This window comes from Sphingobacterium sp. SGG-5, assembly GCF_011043525.1.
GTDB lineage: Bacteria > Bacteroidota > Bacteroidia > Sphingobacteriales > Sphingobacteriaceae > Sphingobacterium.
The window spans coordinates 23,040-42,806 of sequence record NZ_JAAKGO010000006.1; the positions used below are offsets into that span (position 1 = coordinate 23,040).

The window sequence follows — 19,767 nt, forward strand, 5'->3', positions numbered from 1 at the left end:
TGATATGGAACAGAATTATACGTATGTCGAAGCCCTCCAGGAATTGCAGGCCATTGTAAAGGAAATCGAAGTCGGCGATGTTACGGTGGATGTCCTCGCGGAAAAAATCCATAAAGCCGCTCAGCTCATTGCCGTCTGCCAGGCCAAGCTCACCGCTTCCGAAGAAGAAGTAGAACGGTTGTTAAAGGAATTAGCGCCATAGGGGGACTTTCTCTTCCTTTTGACCGCAAAAGGAAGCAAAACTCGTCGCTGAAAAGTTTTGACGGTCGGGATAGTGCCTCCCTCTACTATTGTCAAAACTTTTGAGGCGGCATTCTTTATTCGTTGTACGGATGCTGCTCTATTCTCTCCTTCACAAAGACTCTCCACTCTCGTTATGCTGTCATTTTGTAATCCTGTGTCCACTACTCTTTCGTTGCGAGAGCATAACAACGCATTAGACCCATATACTTCGCGAAGTGATTTATGCACTGTCGAGAAAAACCAATACCTTAATGAAATAATATAATAAAATAAGTACAATCTGTACAAACACTTAAAAAGTCGCCTTAGTGGGTCGCGGATAGCAGGAAGGAAGAAACATTGTAGCGAGCCGGTATAGCGACGAGTTTTTTTGTTACTTTTTTTGCGGAAAAAAAAGTAAAGAAAAGCCCTGTCGCGGCTTTAGCGACTAAAAAACATTAGTGAAAGCAAGGCATTTTATTTAAGTTTGTTGCGAAAAAAAGTACAGCACAGAGCTATGCAAGTGAAAAAAATATGTTGTATCGGTGCCGGTTATGTCGGCGGTCCTACGATGTCAGTGATTGCCCGGCAATGCCCGGATATTCAGATTACATTAGTGGACATGAATGCCCAGCGGATTGCGGCGTGGAACGATGAAAATCTGGATAACCTACCCATTTACGAACCGGGGCTTGCCGAAATTGTCGCGGAGGCACGGGGCAGGAACTTATTTTTTTCTACGGCTATCCGCGAAGCCATCGACGAAGCCGATATGATCTTTATTTCGGTCAATACGCCAACGAAAAATTATGGGAAAGGCAAGGGAATGGCGGCTGATCTCAAGTTTATCGAGCTCTGTGCCCGTCAGATTGCCGAAGTGGCCCGTACAGATAAAATTGTTGTCGAGAAATCTACTCTTCCTGTCCGCACGGCGGCAGCGCTTAAAAGCATCCTGCACCATACCGACAGCGGCGTCAACTTCCATATTCTCTCCAATCCGGAATTTCTGGCGGAGGGCACAGCTGTACAAGATTTACTCAACCCCGATCGGGTATTGATCGGTGGTGAAGAACCCGAGGCTGTTGAGGCCTTGGCTAACATTTATGCACGCTGGGTGTCTCGCGATCGCATCCTTACGACCAATCTGTGGTCGTCTGAGCTGTCCAAACTGACAGCCAATGCGTTCCTGGCACAGCGGGTGTCGTCCATCAATGCCATCTCTGAACTCTGCGAAAAAACAGGTGCCAATGTGGAAGAAGTAGCGAAAGCTATAGGCATGGACTCCCGTATAGGCCCGAAATTCCTGAAAGCCTCGGTAGGCTTCGGTGGCTCTTGCTTTCAAAAAGATATTCTGAATCTGGTCTATATCGCACGCTCCTATAATCTCCACGAAGTGGCGGATTATTGGGAACAGGTGATTATCATGAACGATCATCAGAAGCAACGCTTTGCGGACCGAATCGTGCAAACCCTTTTTAATACTGTCTCGGGGAAGCGGATTGCCATATTAGGGTGGGCCTTCAAAAAGGATACGAATGATACCCGGGAGTCGGCAGCTATCTACGTGGCCGATCACCTGTTGAATGAGCAGGCCAACATAGCCGCCTACGACCCGAAAGTTCCCGCTGAGAAAGTTTTTATGGATCTGGATCAGCTGAACAGCCGCCCTGCGGAGGAAAATAAACAACAGGTTTCAGTCTATGGTGATCCGTATGAAGCCTGTAAGGATGCCCACGCTATCGCTATCCTAACGGAATGGGATGAATTCAAAACCTATGATTGGGCCCGTATAAAAGCTGGTATGAACAAACCGGCCTTTATCTTCGACGGACGTAAACTGCTCCAACGGCGGGAACTCGAAGCTTTGGGCTTCCAATATTATGCCATCGGCGAGTAGGCGAAAAAAACAATTTGCCTATACACCTTGTTTTAGACCCAGTGGTTATTAACTCAGGAGGTCTGCATGAAACGAGCTTGGAAATGGATAATCGGCATTATACTTTTTGTCGTAGTGGTCTTGGTGTGTCTGACTTGGTATTACGGGCGTAATTGGCAACCTATTGTCGAAACCCGGTTAAAGGAAGTGGTACACAACGCGACCGGAGGTCTGTATACCTTAAAATACGATCGTCTGGATCTCAATATTGCTTTGGGAAATGCCACACTACATCATGCTGAGCTGATTCCGGACTCGGCCGTTTACCAAAAGATGATCTTGGAGAAAATTGCTCCGAACAACCGGTACCATATCAAAATCGATGCACTGAAGGTGCGCCGGTTTAGCCTAAAAGACGCACTCTCGGACAAAAAGCTAAATATCAAGACGATTATTTTCGAAAAACCGGAGATTCATCTCATGAGTGAGTATCACACCTTCAATGATACCATAGCCGAAAAACCTCCGGAAACGCTCTATGAAAGTATTAAAGATATCTTTACGTCCGTGAATGTAAAAGATGTCAGGATCGACGACGTAGCGTTCAAATATTCGAAAATCGAAGAGGGCAAAAGTTCGGATATCGACCTCGATCGGGTGAATATCCATGTCCATGATGTGCTCGTCGACGAAGCGTCCGTGTCGGATACCACACGTCTTTTTTATACCAAGATGGTGGAGGTACGCATCCCTGCTTTTGAGTACGAGCTGCCCGATGGTTTCTATACAGCAAAATTTAAAGACCTGTTGATTAATACCCGCGACCAGAATGTGTTGTTTACAAAGGTGGAATACGCGCCTAAGATGAACAAGGCCTCGTTTTACAAGCGAAAGAAGCAGAATGTCACGATGGCCGTGCTGAAGTTTGACACCTTACGTTTTGAGCAACTGGATTTCCGGCGCTTCATTGAAGAGCAACAGACGATTGCGGCGAAGGTGCAGATCAAGAATGGTGCGGTCGATCTCTATCAGGATAAGCGCTATCCCAAAAAGACGGCAAATAAAATCGGACATTCGCCTCACCAACAGCTCATGCAGCTCAAGAAGCTGCTACGGATAGATACGTTATTTGTCGACAACATATCCGTAGGTTACCACGAATTCAGTGCAAAATACCAAAAGGAAGGATCTATTACTTTCGACCACGCACAGGGTACACTGACTAATCTGACGAATGATACGCTGGCGCTGCAGCAGGATAAGTACATGCGGGCCGACCTATCGGCCAAGATCATGGATGCGGGCAAACTTCATGTGCAGTTTGAGTTTGATATGCTCAGCAAAGAGGGTTTTCATACCTATCGTGGCACGTTGGGATCGATGAAAGCTACGCCCTTTAACCGCATTCTGAGACCGTTGTTGAATGTAGAGATCGCCGAAGGGCATATTGATAAGATCGCCTTCAATATGGAGGCAAATGATTACAAAAACTGGGGTGAATTTCGGTTCGACTATAAGGACCTGAAAATAAATCTGCTCAACAAACCTGTTCAAGGTGAGGAGAAGAAAGCCAAAAAACTGGTGTCATTTTTAATCAATGAACTGCTGATCAATAACGGCAATCCAGATGCAAAAGGTGTATATACCGTAGCCAAAGTCAATTATACGCGTGTTCCTGAGCACTCCTTTTTCAAGACCCTGTGGCAAAGTTTATTAGATGGTATCAAGCAGTGTGCAGGCATCAGTCCCGAACGGGAAGCCCGGTTGATGGGAGCAGCCGATACGGCGAAAGAAACGGTGAAAGGTGCCAAAAAAGTCGTTAAGGATACAGGCCGATTTTTTAAGAACATTTTTAAGAAAAAGGATAAAAAGGAGTAAAATTGCTACTATTGTAGGATGAAAGCTATCGCGGGTTTTTTAAAATACATCTTCCGATATCGCAAAGAGGTTGTAGACCGGATTATGTTTTATGTGAGCCTGATCTGCGCATTGACGGTCATCGTACATGTCGGCTACATCACCAATCCTGCGTTAGCCGAACATACAGATAGGGCTATCCATAGCATGTTTTATGGCCTATTTGTATGTGAACTGTTCCGCACCCTGTCCTCTATTTTTGCGCTGAATAAAATCGATGTGACCCATTATTCGGGCCTGATCGTCATTTTCTATTTCTTGCTGATCGGTGTTGTGCGGCTTCTGGATGTGCACATGTTGGCATTTCTGACCAAGGAAGAGTGGGTATATCTGGGGATTGCGCTGATCTTTCTCTCCGAGCTGTCGAAGCGTAGTCTCTTTTTTGACAACTTTTATTTTAACCCTACGATTTTATTCGTCATTAGTTTTATCGGGCTAATCCTCATTGGTACCCTATTACTGATGCTACCTCGTACCACGTTAGTCGCTCCCTTGAGTTTTTTGGATGCGCTCTTCATGGCGACAAGTGCGGTATGCATTACCGGGCTGGCGGTGACGGATATTTCTACAAATTTTACACTTTTTGGCCAGTCCGTCATTATGGTGCTGATACAGCTCGGTGGGTTGGGTATCATGACGTTTACAGGCTTTTTTGGGTATTTCTTCTCGGGCGGATTTTCATTCAAAAATCAGCTTATGTTTGGTGAAATTCTCGGTGAAAAGAAGTTGAATTCCGTTATTTCCACGTTGTTGAAGATTATCTTCATGACGTTATTGTTTGAGTTTATCGGGGGAGTGTTTATTTACTTTACCCTCGATGCCCGAACTTTTGAAACGGTGGGCGAACGTATCTTCTTTGCCGCCTTTCATACAATATCTGCCTTTTGTAACTCGGGCTTTTCCATCTTGCAAGATGGGATACGCAATGATGCCTATCGGTATAATTACAACTTTCAGTTGGTGTTGACGTTTATCTTTATATGGGGCGGGCTGGGATTTGGTACTATCCTCAATATTTACACGTACTTCCGGACAAAGACCATAGCGTTTGTTCGTCAGTATATCCTGAAGAAAAGGCATACCTATAAGGCGCAAGCCTTTCGCTATAATTCAAAATTCATCCTCAGTTGCAATATCGTCGTGATCGTGCTGGCGACGGTATCGTATTTTATCATGGAGCAGTCGTATACCCTGATACCTGATCGGCATAGCTTTGGCGAATGGGTCACGACGTTCTTCATGGCCAACTCTTCTCGGTCTGCGGGTTTTAATTCGATCGACCTCAATTTTCTCAGCACGCCGACACTGATCATGGTGACAACGCTGATGTGGATGGGTGCCTCTCCTGGTTCTACGGGAGGGGGTGTCAAGGTGACTACTGTGGCTATAGCTTTGATGAATATTGTCGCCTTGGCGCGTGGAAAGGAATCAATCGAGTTTTACAAACGGCGCATTGCCCCGGAATCGGTACACAAGGCTTTCGCCATCATTGTGCTATCGATCCTGACGATTGGATTGTCATTTGTGCTGCTTAATTTTTCTGATCCGCATCAGCCGATGAAAAAACTGCTGTTTGAAACGGTGTCGGCCTATTCGACCTGCGGCCTGAGCCTGGGTATTACGCCTTCGCTGAGTCCGATGGGCAAGATGGTCATTATTACGACCATGTTTGTCGGTCGTGTCGGCATGCTGACGTTGCTGGTCGCATTTATTAAGAATACGAAAAACAAAAGTTACCTTTATCCTACGGAGAAGGTGTTGTTTTAAATAAACCAAAAAAGAATGAAGTATATTGTGTTAGGTTTAGGCCATTTTGGTAAATCGTTAGCTGTACATTTGACAGAGCTTGGGCACGAGGTGATCGGTGCCGATCGGAATATCCATATTGTCGAACAATTAAAGGACAAGGTTACGCACACGGTATGCTTGGATACCACTGATAAAGAGGCTGTAAGTGCTTTGCCGCTGCGCGATAGTGATGCAGTGATCATTGCCATAGGAGAAGATGAGGGGGCGTCGCTGCTCACGACAGCCCTGATCAAGCAAATGGGGGTGAAGCGTATTATTGGACGCGTGGTGTCAGACCTGCAGAAGGCGGTCTTGGAGGCCATGCAGATTGATGAATACATTATGCCCGAAGAAGAGGCTGCCGAAAGACTGGCCATGCGGCTGGACAATATCGATATCGTAGATTCCTTCAAAGTATCGGAGCGATATAGCATTATCGAGATACGTGTGCCGACAAAATATGTGGGAATGTCACTGCGGGACGCCGACCTGACAAATAAGTATAAAGTGATCGTTCTGACGACGGTGACGGTATCCGATCGGAAAGAAAAGGGAATCAGCGTGGTCTACAAGGAAGCTTCCGGTATTGCCAAATCGGACACCGTATTACAGGAGAATGATCTGTTAGTGCTCTTCGGCGAACTGTCGGATATCAAAAAACTGATCGAAAAAGGAAACTAATTATCCCGGCATGGGGATTATTAAAATCATTTCTATATTTTTGGCGGTAAATAAGCTATATAGCGAAACAAAAAACAATTTATTCTGATGAAAAACTGGTTTAAGCAGAATGCTTCCCATATTGCCGTTGTAGCTATCTTTTTTGTACTGGTGTTTTTTTATTTCACCCCGATCTGGCAAGGTAAGACCTTGTCGCAACATGATGTCGTGCAGGCCGCCGGTAGTCAGCAGGAAATCTTTGCCTATAAAGATAAAGATGGTCATGCTCCCCAATGGACTAATGCCATGTTTGGTGGGATGCCGACCTACCAGATCTGGTACAAACACACCCATAATATAGCGACATATATCACGCCATTGTTGAAGTCTGTCTTCCCGCAGCCGGCCGATATTATCCTTTTATTTCTGTTGGGCAGTTATTTTCTGCTGAGCGTCCTCCGCATCCGGCCATGGCTCGCTGCTGTAGGCGCGGTTGCTATTTCTTTTTCATCGTATAACTTTATTTACATCGAGGCAGGCCATATCACCAAGGTCTATGCTTTGGCCTATATGGCTCCCATTATCGGCTCGGTTATACTCACCTATCGGGGGAATAAATATTTAGGCGGCGTCCTATTAGCGTTATCTCTATCTTTAGAAATACGGGCCAACCACGTACAGATGACATATTATTTGTTTATCGCCTTACTGGTACTTTGTGGTTTGGAGCTATACTACGCTATCCGGGATAAAAAGATAAAGCCCTTTGCCCAAGCTACCGGCATACAGGTGCTCGCAGCCATTATCGCGGTGGCGGTAAATGCCTCCGTATTGTTTCCGACGTATGAGTACAGCAAGCTGACGACACGAGGTAAGGCGAATATTGTGCAGGTCGAAGAACAAGGAAAATCTTCTGGCCTGGATAAAGGTTATGCTTACGACTGGAGCCAGGGCATCGGTGAGAATATCACCTTCCTGATTCCCAATGCCTACGGCGGTCGATCACAGGGGGTGTTGGACGAGTCGTCCGAGGTGGTTAAGTTTTTTACGAACCTACAGGTTCCCCGGGGCCAAGCGGTACAGATGGCCCAAAGCCTGCCTACCTATTGGGGGGAAAAGCCGTTTACGTCCGGCCCTTGGTATTTCGGAGCAGGTATGGTTTTCCTTTTCGTGCTGGGATTGGTGATTGTACGGGATCGGCTGAAGTGGTGGATCGTCGGTGCAGGCGCGCTTGTATTGCTGCTTGCCTTCGGGAAGCATTTTCCGTTTATATCGGACCTGTTTTTTGATTATTTCCCGTTGTACAACAAGTTTAGAGCGGTCGAATCGATTCTGGTGATTGCGTCAATCTTCATACCGCTTTTGGCGATTATGGCGGTACAGGAATTACTGACACGTAGGCAGGAGATCATTAATCTGGATAAGAAGGTGCTGTATACCTTTGCCGGTGTCGGCGGTGTATGTCTTGTTGTAGCTCTCTTGCCCGGTTTGTTTCTGGATTTCAAGCCGTCGAACTATAATGATTTTGTGGCTATGTTAGGACAGCAGTTTGGCGACGCTAATCTGGGTAAGCAGCTGTCTGCGGCCTTGCTCAAAGACCGATCCGCTTTAGCATCGGCAGACGCATGGCGTTCATTCTTTATTGTCGCTACAGCCTTTGTGCTGGTGTGGTTCTTCCTAAAGAAAAAGACAAGTGCGACGGTCTTGATTGTAAGCTTGGGAGTTTTGACCCTTGTCGATCTGTGGACGGTTGATAAGCGCTACCTGAATAGCGATCTTTTTGTCGACAAAACCGTGTCGAAAACACCTTTTCAGGAACGGGAGGTCGATCAGCTGATCCGTATGGACAAAGACCCACACTATCGGGTACTCGATATGACGACCAATCCTTTTTCGGATGCCCGGGCGTCTTACTATCACCATAGCTTCGGCGGATACCACGCGGCGAAGTTGATGCGGTTTCAGGAATTGCTCGAACATCAGTTCAACGGTGCGATGAACGAGGATGTGCTGGATATGTTTAACGTGCGCTATGTGATTACCAAAGATCCGAAAAACGGAGCCGAGCGTATCGAAAGGCGCAGTACGGCGGCAGGCAATGCCTGGTTTGTCGACAAGGTAACCTTCGTGCGGGACAACGCGCAGGAGATGCAGGCAATCAGTAGCTTTAATCCGGCGAAAGAAGCCTTTGTACATGACGAATTTAAGAATCAACTGAATCTATCGCGGCTGGGTGAACCAGTCAATGCCTCCATTAAACTTACATCCTATCATCCTGATAAAATGGTCTACGAGTACACGGCGCCAAATGACGTCTTTGCCGTATTCTCTGAAATATATTATAACAAAGGCTGGAAGGCGTACATCGACGGTAAGGAATTACCTATTATCCGTGCCGATTATATTTTACGGGGCTTACAGCTACCGGGCGGAAACCACACCGTCGAATTTGTCTTCGATCCCACAACGATGAAAATCAGCAATAATGTATCCCTCGCCGGCTCAATTGTCCTGATGCTCGCCTTGTTGGGTTGTATAGTGGTGTATGTTTTGAGGTTACGAGGTTACAAAGTTATCTAGTTACGAGGTTACGTAGTTACAATTGGTTACATAGTTTATGGGATGGCAAGGTGTTGCGATTTGAGTATTGCGATATGCGCCTGCCTACGGTAGGCAGGTATTGCGATTGAGATGTTAGATTTGAGAAAAAAGCAGAGTCCGTACAAATAATTAAAGTGTCGCCTTAGCCAGATGCGGTTTGTAGGAGAAGGCAGTAGCTTAGTGGCATCTGGGTACAGCGACGAGTTTTTTTGTTATCTTTTTTTGCGGAAAAAAAAGTAAGAAGAAACTCCTAAGGTTATTCTTAACATTAACTTAACATTAACATCATACCTTTGTGAACAAATCATGATTATATGTCATTAAATAGCATTTTTCAATACTTTGTTCCGAAGGACAAAAAATTCTTCCCCTTGTTTGAGCAGGCGGGAGCCAATCTGATCGAAATGGCCAGGTTGCTACAAGAGAGCGTGAACAGCAATGATTTGGAGCGCCGAAAGGAAATTTCGAAGAAGCTGGAGGATTTTGAGCATGTGGGCGACGAGATTACCCATCGGATCCATCTGGAGCTCGGAAAAAACTTCATCACACCTTTCGATCGGGAGGATATCCACTCACTGGCAAGTTCCCTAGATGACGTAGCAGACTTTATCCATGGTGCATCCAACCGCATCGAGCTGTATAAAGTCGAGAAGCCGACGGAGCCCATGAAGGAACTGACCGACTTGATTTTGGAGGCGACAGAACATGTAGCTAAAGCATTATTCGAGCTGAAAGATCTAAAGAACATCCGGAATATCACCGACTCTTGTGTCCGCATAAACAGCGTGGAGAATAAAGCTGACTATATCTTTGATAAAGCTGTGGCCGATTTGTTTGAGTTTGAGACCGATGCGATTTCGCTGATCAAGCAAAAAGAGGTATTGTCGGCGATGGAAGATGCTACCGACAAATGTGAAGACGTAGCGAATGTGTTAGAAAGTATCCTCGTCAAGAATGCATAATTGCATCTCTAATAAATACATAATTCTCTTCGTATGATAACCACGTTATTAGTTGTCGTTATCGTCTTGGCCATTGCGTTTGATTACATCAACGGTTTTCACGACGCAGCCAATTCTATTGCGACCATAGTCTCGACCAAAGTACTTACGCCCTTTATGGCGGTGCTCTGGGCAGCCCTTTTCAACTTTGTGGCCTATTTTGTCTTTACCGATCATAAAGTCGCCAATACCATTGCCAAAACGGTGCTGGAAGAATATATTAACCTTGAAGTGATCTTTGCTGGTCTAGTGGCGGCCATTTCATGGAATTTATTTACCTGGTATTACGGGATCCCATCCAGTTCTTCCCACACGCTGATAGGCGGGTTTGCAGGTTCGGGTATGGCGTATGCCTTGTTTTTGGGGGCTAATCCATTGGCTGCGATCAATCTGAGCGCTACCTTGAAAATTCTTTCTTTTATTGTGCTGGCACCCGTCATCGGTATGACGATATCGATCATCATTACACTCCTTATTATTAATATATGTAAGAAGGCGAAGCCACGTATTGCGGAGCGCTGGTTTAAATTTTTACAACTGATATCCTCTGCGGCACTAAGCTTTGCTCATGGAGGCAACGATGCGCAGAAAGTTATGGGTATCATAGCAACCGCATTGATTGCGCAAAAGCTGATACCCAATTTTGAAGCTATGCCCGAGTGGGTTCCGCTTTCCTGTTATGTCGCTATCGCTGCCGGAACCATGAGTGGTGGCTGGAAGATCGTCAAGACTATGGGAACCAAGATTACCAAGGTAACACCGTTGGAGGGTGTGAGCGCAGAGACTGCCGGAGCGATCACCTTGGGAATTACCGAACATTTTGGTATTCCGGCATCCACCACCCATACCATTACGGGGTCTATCATTGGTGTAGGTGTAGTAAAACGGGTTTCTGCGGTACGTTGGGGAGTAACCATCAGCTTGTTATGGGCTTGGGTACTGACCATTCCCGTCAGTGCTCTATTGGGTGGAATTACCTTGGCGGTATTGCATTATATTCTATAGCCGGAGGCGGCGTGTAACAAAGTGGATAATTTAATTGAACTGCAGCTAAAAAGCGAGAAATATTTGGGAAATTTCTTCTTATTAGTTACTTTTACCGCATATTGTTCTATAACAGGTCGTGTGAGGAAAGAAAATATTTGGGAAATTTGAGTTTGGCATTGTTATTGATGAATGATAATAAATTGAGAACAATTAAAAATTTAATAACCTTAAAAAAAGAGAGTATGAACTATTCTACAATTAAAAAAACAGCAATTGCTGCATCTTTAGTAGCCGCTATCGGTTTTGCTGAGAATGCACAGGCGCAGGCACAAGTCTTCGGTGGCCGTTCACAATATAGAACTTGGTCTATTGGGGTACAAGGTGGTATCACTACACCGAATGTTATTATTGGCGGTCAAAATGCTTTCGGTAAGAAAGTTGGTTATTTCCAAAATAAAGTTGGTGAGTACTACGGTTTAACTGTTCGTAAACAATTCTCACACCTATTCGGTTTGGAATTAGAAGGTAACCGTGGCCGTATCAAAACGTACAATCACGATCTTTACGTAAATGATGCAACTGGTGCTGGCTTTGAGGTTGGTTCAGGTGATGGAAGCGGTCAAGCAAACTCTGCGGTTACTACTGTAAACTGGGCAGGTAGCTTGAATGGTGTTTTCCAATTGGGAACCATTGACTTCTTAAGAAGAGAAAATGCAGTTAACTTCTATGCAAAAGTTGGTTTAGGTGTAATGGCTTTCAACCCAGTACAGTATGATAACAACACTTTTGATGGTGCTGTAGTATTCGACAACAAGGGTAACTGGGGTGATGAAATCTTCGGTGACCGTGAGCCTGTAGGTGACCGTGACTACCGTTTAGGTATGTACGTACCGGTAGGTGTGGGTGCTAAGTTCAAATTATCAGAAGTTGTTGCTTTGAACTTGGGTTACACCATGAACTTTACTGATGAAGGTATGTTATATGGTCCTTCTTCAAACGCAGAGTACAAACAACGTTTTTCTAACGTCTACGCCGGTCTAGAGTTTACTTTAGGTTCACGCGACAAAGAAAACTTAACTTTTGCTAACCCGGTAGCTAATCTTTACGACGAGTTGAAGGATCCTTCATTGCGTAATGAAGTAGAAGCTTTGAAACAACGCGTTTCTGCTTTGGAAGGTACTGTTGATCAGTTAGGTAAAGATTCAGACGGTGACGGTGTATCTGATAAATTCGACAAATGTCCGAACACGCCTGCAGGTAGTGTAGTAGACGGTGCCGGATGTCCTATCAAATTCCCTGAGCCTCCAAAACAAGAATTGACTGAAGGTGCTTACTATGCTCCTATCGGATTTGAGTTTGATAGCTCTGTATTGAAAACCGAATCTTACTCTACGTTGGATAAATTGGCAAAAGAGTTGCGTGACAACAATGCGTCAGTTACTTTAGACGGTTATGCTTCAGCTGAAGGTACGGAAGAGTATAACTTGAACTTATCTAAAGACCGTTCAAACGCAGTAAAACAATACTTGGTAAATGCAGGTGTTCCTGCATCAAGCATCAACGCTAACGGTTACGGTGAGGCTAACCCTATCGCATCAAACGATACGGAAGCCGGACGTGTTCAAAACCGTCGTGTTGAAATCAAAAAATAATTTTAAATAGGTTCTTTTTGAACTTATTGGTTGAGGAAAAGCCGTTGCATTGTGCAGCGGCTTTTTCGTAGTTTTGGGGTGGAGTGGGGAGTGACAAGGTTATAGGGTTATAAGGATAGTGAGATTTGAGAAAAATGCAGGATCCGCACAGAAACCTAAAAATGTCGCCTTGCTGGGTCGCGGATGGTAGGAAGGAAGAGACATTGTAGCGAGCCGGCACAGCGACGCGGTTTTGCAAACTTTTGCCAAGACAAAAGTTTGAGCCCTGCGGCTTGAGCACTATTAAACTTTAACCCCAAAAAGGTGTCCTATGTTTAAATGTGGAAAATTAAAACCGCGTAATATCAAAAAAATGCTTTAATTTTCCTTCATTCATGTATGGAGCCACGATGGTCTCATTAAATGGTCGTGTTATGGAAGAGGAATTCGAATACGGGTCTCCGGAGGAGCAGAAACAATCGGTCGATCGTTACGAGGAGATGATACGTAATGATGATCAATATTTTTTTGATGCATTGGCATTTGAGGGTATCATCGATTATTATACATTTAACAACGATCCGGTTAAGGCCTTACAGGTCGTTGACTTTGCGGTCAACCAACATCCTTTTGAGACCATATTTCTGTTGAAAAAGGCGCAATTGCATGCAACACTTCAAAATTATGATGAGGCGTTGTCGGCATTGGATAAGGCGGAGATGTTAGAACCTTCCGACGCTGAAATTCTCCTGTTGCGGGGTACAATATACTCCTCAATGGACAGGTTTGACGAAGCGGAGGAAAACCTGATGCAAGCGCTGGAAACAAGCGATCATAAAGAAGATGTGTATTATCAACTCGGCAGTTTATTTGAGATGAAAGCCGATTTTCATATGGCTATTCATTACTTCAAGAAGAGCCTGAAGTTAAATCAACAGAATCAGGATGCCTTGTATGAATTGGCTTTTTGTTTCGACGTCGTAGGTCAGCAAGAAGAAAGTATTGCTTTTTACAAGCATTTTATCGACAACGATCCTTATTCTTTTGTAGCATGGTATAATCTGGGTAATGCTTATCATAAAATGGAGCGTTATGAGGAAGCAATCGATGCGTATGATTATGCCATTTTGATAAAAGAAAATTTTGCGTCAGCCTATTTCAACAAGGGCAATGCGTTGGTCAATCTGGACCGTTTTTCGGAGGCGATCGAAATCTATAAACAGACATTCGAATATGAACAGCCAAGTGCAGATACATACTGTGCCATAGGCGAGTGTTATGAAAAGCTAAATCTCATGGATACGGCACGCGATTATTACAAGAAAGCCGTTAAGCTGGATCATACCTTATCGGATGCCTGGTTTGGTATCGGTGTGACGTTGAGCTATGAAGAGCGTTATTTCGAGTCGCTTCATTTCTATAAAAAAGCGTTGGAGTTTGACGAGGATAATCCCGATTATTGGTTTGCCATTGCGGATGCCCGATGTAAGTTGGGGCAGTATGAAGAGGCTGAAGAGGCTTATCTGCGGCTGGTGGAACTTAGCCCGACCGATATGGATGCCTGGATGGACTTTTCAACCATCTATTACGAGCAAAAGAATAATGTACAGGCGATAGAAACTATAGCAGAGGCCATCAAATGTAATCCCGATATGCCGGAACTTTATTACCGCATGGTAGCATACCTGTTTGCAGACGGTCGGTATAACGATGCGTTGAATATGCTGAATGTAGCTTTAGCCATGGACCCCGCCAAACATGATATTTTATTTGAATATTTGCCCAAACTGCAAGACAATCGGATGATTGTGGATATCATCAACAAATACACGGATAACAAATGAGAAAATTAGGGTTGCTGGGTTATCCGCTGGGCCATTCTTTTTCAAAAAAATATTACCTTGATAAGTTTCGGAAGGAAGAAATCCGGGATATAGATTACGATTTATATGCCATCGCTGATGTCCGTGATTTCAAGCATTTGTATACGGATGATGAGCGATTCTACGGGTTCAACGTGACCATACCGCATAAGCAGGCTATCATGCCCTTTTTAGATGAGCTGTCGGCAGAAGCAGAGGCGATACAAGCGGTAAACTGCATCACGGTTGCCCGGCGGAATGGGAAGCCTTACCTCAAGGGCTATAATACAGACACGGTTGGTTTTGAAGAATCCTTAAAGCCTCTGCTAAAACCTCAGCACCACAAGGCCCTTGTTTTTGGAAATGGTGGAGCTGCAAAGGCGGTGTTTTATGTATTGCAGAAGCTGAATATCCCCTATTTGGTGGTAAGCCGCACGAAAGAAAAGGGAGATCTCACTTATTCGGAACTGGGTGGCGATGTGCTGCGGGAACATCAGATTTTGATCAACTGCTCGCCGGTGGGAACCTTCCCCAAAGTCGATGAGGCACCGGATATTCCATACGACTTTATCGGTGCAGATCACCTGCTTTATGACCTGATCTATAATCCTGAAGAGACGTTGTTTTTGCGACGGGGTAGGGAACGGGGTGCGACAACCAAAAACGGCTTTGAGATGCTGGTCATTCAGGCTGAGAAAAATTGGGAGATCTGGAATAATGAGCAATAACAGATGGATAGTCAATGTGGTGTTTGGTGGGATTGTTTGTGCCGCCCTTCTCTTTTCTTGCCGACAGGCTGATTATAGTCCCAAACCCCGGGGATATCATCGCATTCTCTTACCCAAAAAAAGCTATAGGGAAACTATGCTGACCGGCTGTCCTTTTGTGTTCGCGATACCTACATACAGCGTGATGTTGGACGACAAGAACCGAAATGCACAACCCTGTTGGAAAAATCTCGATTTCCCACAATTCAATGCGCGTCTGCATATCAGCTATTTTCCCGTCGGGAAGACAGCCTCTTTCGGGCAGTTGACAGAAGATGCGCGGACCTTTGTATATAAACATACCGCAAAGGCAACAGGCATTGACCAAAAACAGATCGACCGACCGGAAGCACGGGTATATGGTTTGGAGTATACGATCTCCGGTAATACAGCTTCCAATTATCAGTTTTATGTCTCCGATAGCACCGATCATTACTTGCGAGGAGCGCTATATTTTAACGAAAAACCAAATCTGGACTCTATACAGCCGGTATTGGAGTTTATAGAAGACGATATCCGTCATTTGATTCGTACCTTTCGGTGGAAATAATTCCGTAAGTTTGACTTATGATTCAAATTAAGACATTTGTATTTAACCCCTATCAGGAGAATACCTACGTCCTCTATGACGAGCTGTCACGCGAGTCGATCATCGTGGATCCGGGTATGCACCTTCCTGTAGAGGAGGAGCGTCTCGCTGCTTTTATCAAGGAGAAGGCTTTGAAACCTATAGCCTTGTATAATACACATTGTCACATTGATCATGTGCTAGGCAATCGGTATGTCTTTGACCGTTGGGGGCTGAAGCCGCAGTTTCATGAAGGAGAAGTACCCATCCTCGTTTCGGTGCAAAACTATGCACCGCAGATGGGTTTCCGCTATGAAGTGTCGCCCATTCCAGACAGCTTTATCGAGGAAGGACAAACGATCTCGTTGGGTGCACATACGTTGACAGCGATCTTGGCACCCGGGCATTCACCGGCGCATCTATGCTACTATGCGGAAGCCGATGGCTTTCTGATTGGCGGGGATGTGCTTTTTAGAAACAGCATCGGTCGTACCGATCTACCGGGAGGGGACCATGACACGCTTTTGGACAGTATCCGGCATAAAATATACACCCTACCGGATGAGACGTTGGTCTATCCTGGGCATGGTCCGACCACAACCGTTGGTGAGGAGAAGAAAAACAATCCTTTTGTCCGTGTATGAGAAAGCTAAGTCTGCCTTTACTCTTTGCCTCCCGGTACCTCTTTTCGAAGAAGTCGGTCAATGCGATCAACATCATATCGACGATCAGCGTGGTCGGTGTATTTGTCAGTACCGCAGCATTAGTTATTGTTCTTTCTTTCTACAACGGCATGGAGAAATTTATACTTTCCATGTACAGCAACTTTACGCCCCATCTGCGGATTGAACCGGTCAAGGGCAAATTGTTTTCTGGGAACACGGCGTCTTTCGCAGCGTTGCAGCGCGATACGTTGATAAAAAGCTATTCGGAAGTTCTCGAAGATAAGGTCCTCCTGCAATATGACAACCAGCAGTTTGTGGGATTAATTAAAGGGGTGACACCGCAGAGTTTGGACAACTACAGTGAGGAGGATATCCTTCAAGCGGGGAGATACATGATACAGTCAGACACCGCTGCTTTTGCTTTAATCGGTGCCCAGATACAGGCTAACCTGAAAATACCCATATCAGGGCTTTATAATACGATGCAGCTTTATTTTCCGCGGAAAGACGTTTCTATTCATAATGTCAATCCGCTCGAAGACTTCAATATCCGGCGTATCGATGCTGTGGGTGTACTGACGTACCAGCCCGAATTCGATAACCTGGTGTTGGCGCCGTTGCCGTTTGTCCGCGATATCCTGGGGGAAGATGAACGTATATCGGCTGTGGAGATTTTTCTGAGCGATCCAAACCTTATCTCCAAATTTCAACGTAAGGTGCAGAAGGAGCTGGGGGATGATTTCGATGTAAAAAACAGGCAGCAGCAAAATCCCACATTGTACAAGACGATCAAGTCAGAAAAGTGGATTGTATTTTTTATTTTAACGTTCATCGGTATCATCGCCATATTCAATATTGTGGGATCGCTGACCATGCTGGTCATCGACAAGAAAGAAGATATGAAGATACTGCAGAGTCTCGGCGCAGAGCGGCGCGCCATCGAAGCTATCTTTTTTATCGAAGGAATATTTATCGCCTTGATCGGTGGTATTCTGGGGATTATTGTCGGGTATGTTTTTTGTAAACTCCAGGAAACATATGGGTTTATCCGGACGGGTAGCGAAGACGGCTCATTGATCGATGTGTACCCCATCGACATTCGTGGGGAAGACTTTATATTGGTATTCCTGACGGTGGCGATCTTGTCGCTGTTGGTCGCTTATTTTTCATCGAAACTTAGTGTGAAAGAAATCGGGAATATCACAGATATCCGTAGTGAGTAAAGCTATAAGGTTCGCTTGGTTTCTGATGATGAATCCGGCATGAGCCGCAACAGTTTGTTTTGGAGGGCAGCCCATGCCGTTCATCTTTATATAATAATTGGTGGTTTAATCGTGTATTACTTTCTTCTTCCTCCGCCAAAGAAGGCACCTACTTTAAAAGCAATATAGCCGCCATCTTTAATGATGTTGTACTCACCGGATACACGGAAATGTCCGGCTTCGAAACCTATGCGTGGAAAGAAACCAAAATTGGTCGCGCCAGGTATCGTTGCTGTGTTGCCCGTTTGTACGGTCTCTTCATCCAAGGTTATGGACGCAGAGCGGAAAAAGCCAAGTCCGGCGCCGGCGAATGGCCGAAAACCTTTATCGGTAAAATAGTAGTCACCCGTAGCACTGTAAGAACTCAGAATAGATACTTTTGCATCAGCATCTTCATTATTCAGATCACTGACACGCGCCAATGCCGCACCCTCGAAGCGCAGACCCACAGCAAGCGCATCGGATAGTCTGTAATGTGGCTCAACGGCAAAAGCAACACCGCCTTTGGTGCCTCCACCGCCGGAGGTAGGGATGGCATATCCTATGCCAAGGTCGACTTTAATGGGTTTGTAATTTTGGGCTTGGGAATACGAGAGTGAGGTTATCCCACATAGGCCTAATACAGTTAATAGAAAATTTTTCATGTTACCTAGATTTAGTGTAAATAATAGAGTTGATTAATAATGAACAAAGATAGAAGACGGTATACATAAAAAAGGCTCACTTTATAAAGTGAGACAACAAGTAAATGTATTGATAATAAATGCTTTATGTGAAATTGTGCATTTCTGATTCCATCAGCTTACGGTACAGCGTCGGGGTAGTACCCGTATGTTTTTTAAATGCCCGCTGGAAAGCAGCTTTCGAATTGAAGCCACACATAAAAGCAAGCTCTTCGATCTTAATATGATTATACTGTGTGTCGAGCAGATGTATTTTAAGGGCCTCTACACGGTAGGCGTTAACGAAATCGAAAAAGTTTTTTTCAAATTGTTGATTGATAACCTGGGAAAGGACATGAGTGGGAATAGTTGTTTTTTGCGAAAGCAACGGGAGGTTTAATTCCGGATTAAGGTACCATTTGTGGGTTTCGAAACCCTCCGTCAGTGAATTGGCATACTCTTCTAGCTTCTCACTTGATAAACCCGATGTGGCATAGCGTTGATTCGCCTGGTTTGCGATATACTGGTTGAGGGGTGCATACATTTTTTTAAAATTCTGATAATCGGTTTCTGAAAAAATGACCCCGTAGTTATAGCTTTTATAGACCACATAAAAATACATCAGATTGCCAAATATGGGCACCCATACCATTTCGAGGTACCACATGGAAGTGAATAGGGATATGAATGACAATAAGAGGACCTGTACGATCATGACGGTGATAAATTCGGTAATATAGCCCATCTTAAAGTTTTCGAGGTGGGTGAATACCTCTTTGAAGGTCTTAAAATGTCGGAAAACAATTACAGCTAGCTATAGATATGTAGATAAGGACCAGTATAATAGGCATCCAGCAGGATAAGACCATCTGCCAGGTGACATCATCATACTTCGTGAGAGATTGGGCAAATTCGACCTGGCTCGCCGGGCTGGAAAAAATGTAGACTAACCATAGGATCAGCAGGCAGAGGGACGGTAAAGCGTGTCCTAGCTTGGAAAAGGTAAATGTAAAGGGTTTTCCCAGCATCTCTAGGCAGTAGAATAAATAGATTGGCCCAAAAAAGCTAAAAAGTATCTGTGAGGCAAACAGAGAATTGGGAAACTCGGCTATAAGTCTTGTGTAAAAGATATAGTTTGATATGATCGGAAATGCTGGCAAAATGATTAAACATGCCAGCATGCGGTTGGCCCGGGAGTTGTTCTTCCGAAAGAAATATAACGGGAATAGCAATACCTTGTTGACTACAGTAAAGACATGCAGAAATAAGATCCAGTCCATGGATGTAAGCTAATGTTG

Annotated in this window: 17 protein-coding genes; 15 read left to right on the forward strand and 2 right to left on the reverse strand. The window is 44.8% G+C overall.

Annotation, left to right across the window (positions count from 1 at the left end; all coding sequences use genetic code 11):
* Window positions 1-4 precede the first annotated feature (4 nt).
* The 14 genes from xseB to G5B30_RS10500 all read left to right on the forward strand — a co-directional run bounded on the left by xseB (window position 5) and on the right by G5B30_RS10500 (window position 17,768).
* Window positions 5-202, forward strand: a complete 198-nt coding sequence (gene xseB / locus G5B30_RS10435) for an exodeoxyribonuclease VII small subunit (RefSeq protein ID WP_165319941.1) — start codon at window positions 5-7, stop codon at window positions 200-202.
* Between the two features lie 537 nt (window positions 203-739).
* Entirely contained in the window at window positions 740-2,119 is a 1,380-nt protein-coding gene (locus tag G5B30_RS10440; protein ID WP_165319942.1) for a nucleotide sugar dehydrogenase, read from the forward strand.
* A gap of 66 nt (window positions 2,120-2,185) precedes the next feature.
* Window positions 2,186-3,976, forward strand: a complete 1,791-nt coding sequence (locus G5B30_RS10445) for a hypothetical protein (protein ID WP_165319943.1) — start codon at window positions 2,186-2,188, stop codon at window positions 3,974-3,976.
* 18 nt (window positions 3,977-3,994) lie between these two features.
* Window positions 3,995-5,782, forward strand: a complete 1,788-nt coding sequence (locus G5B30_RS10450; RefSeq protein WP_206367084.1) for a TrkH family potassium uptake protein — start codon at window positions 3,995-3,997, stop codon at window positions 5,780-5,782.
* A gap of 15 nt (window positions 5,783-5,797) precedes the next feature.
* Entirely contained in the window at window positions 5,798-6,484 is a 687-nt protein-coding gene (locus G5B30_RS10455; protein ID WP_165319944.1) for a potassium channel family protein, read from the forward strand.
* An 87-nt stretch (window positions 6,485-6,571) separates the two neighbouring features.
* Window positions 6,572-9,043, forward strand: a complete 2,472-nt coding sequence (locus G5B30_RS10460; protein ID WP_165319945.1) for a YfhO family protein — start codon at window positions 6,572-6,574, stop codon at window positions 9,041-9,043.
* Between the two features lie 335 nt (window positions 9,044-9,378).
* Window positions 9,379-10,026: a DUF47 domain-containing protein gene (locus tag G5B30_RS10465; RefSeq protein ID WP_165319946.1), complete on the forward strand. Its 648-nt coding sequence runs from the start codon at window positions 9,379-9,381 to the stop codon at window positions 10,024-10,026.
* 33 nt (window positions 10,027-10,059) lie between these two features.
* Window positions 10,060-11,070, forward strand: a complete 1,011-nt coding sequence (locus G5B30_RS10470) for an inorganic phosphate transporter (protein WP_165319947.1) — start codon at window positions 10,060-10,062, stop codon at window positions 11,068-11,070.
* 137 nt (window positions 11,071-11,207) lie between these two features.
* Entirely contained in the window at window positions 11,208-12,704 is a 1,497-nt protein-coding gene (locus G5B30_RS10475) for an OmpA family protein (protein ID WP_410528442.1), read from the forward strand.
* A 413-nt stretch (window positions 12,705-13,117) separates the two neighbouring features.
* Window positions 13,118-14,527 carry a tetratricopeptide repeat protein gene (locus G5B30_RS10480; RefSeq protein ID WP_165319948.1) on the forward strand — a complete coding sequence of 470 codons (1,410 nt, stop codon included), beginning with the start codon at window positions 13,118-13,120 and terminating at the stop codon, window positions 14,525-14,527.
* A complete protein-coding gene (locus G5B30_RS10485) occupies window positions 14,524-15,273 on the forward strand; it encodes a shikimate dehydrogenase family protein (protein WP_165319949.1) in 750 nt (249 codons plus the stop codon). The genes G5B30_RS10480 and G5B30_RS10485 overlap by 4 nt, the downstream gene beginning before the upstream one ends.
* Window positions 15,263-15,862: a gliding motility lipoprotein GldD gene (locus G5B30_RS10490; protein ID WP_165319950.1), complete on the forward strand. Its 600-nt coding sequence runs from the start codon at window positions 15,263-15,265 to the stop codon at window positions 15,860-15,862. Before G5B30_RS10485 ends, G5B30_RS10490 begins: the two co-directional genes overlap by 11 nt.
* 17 nt (window positions 15,863-15,879) lie before the next feature.
* Window positions 15,880-16,524 (forward strand): MBL fold metallo-hydrolase, encoded by a 645-nt coding sequence (locus G5B30_RS10495; RefSeq protein ID WP_165319951.1) that lies wholly within the window; start codon window positions 15,880-15,882, stop codon window positions 16,522-16,524.
* On the forward strand, window positions 16,521-17,768 hold the full coding sequence (locus G5B30_RS10500; RefSeq protein ID WP_165319952.1) for an FtsX-like permease family protein: 1,248 nt from the start codon (window positions 16,521-16,523) through the stop codon (window positions 17,766-17,768). Before G5B30_RS10495 ends, G5B30_RS10500 begins: the two co-directional genes overlap by 4 nt.
* 116 nt (window positions 17,769-17,884) lie before the next feature.
* On the opposite strand, the gene G5B30_RS10505 is transcribed toward G5B30_RS10500, so the two are convergent.
* Window positions 17,885-18,451 (reverse strand): outer membrane beta-barrel protein, encoded by a 567-nt coding sequence (locus tag G5B30_RS10505; protein WP_165319953.1) that lies wholly within the window; start codon window positions 18,449-18,451, stop codon window positions 17,885-17,887.
* A 124-nt stretch (window positions 18,452-18,575) separates the two neighbouring features.
* The gene (locus tag G5B30_RS10510) at window positions 18,576-19,214 is read right to left on the reverse strand and encodes a helix-turn-helix domain-containing protein (RefSeq protein ID WP_165319954.1); all 639 of its coding nucleotides are present in this window, start codon (window positions 19,212-19,214) and stop codon (window positions 18,576-18,578) included.
* Between the two features lie 395 nt (window positions 19,215-19,609).
* On the opposite strand from G5B30_RS10510, the gene G5B30_RS10515 reads away from it, so the two are divergent.
* Complete coding sequence (locus G5B30_RS10515) at window positions 19,610-19,762, forward strand: hypothetical protein (protein WP_165319955.1); 153 nt, start codon at window positions 19,610-19,612, stop codon at window positions 19,760-19,762.
* Window positions 19,763-19,767: the final 5 nt, after the last annotated feature.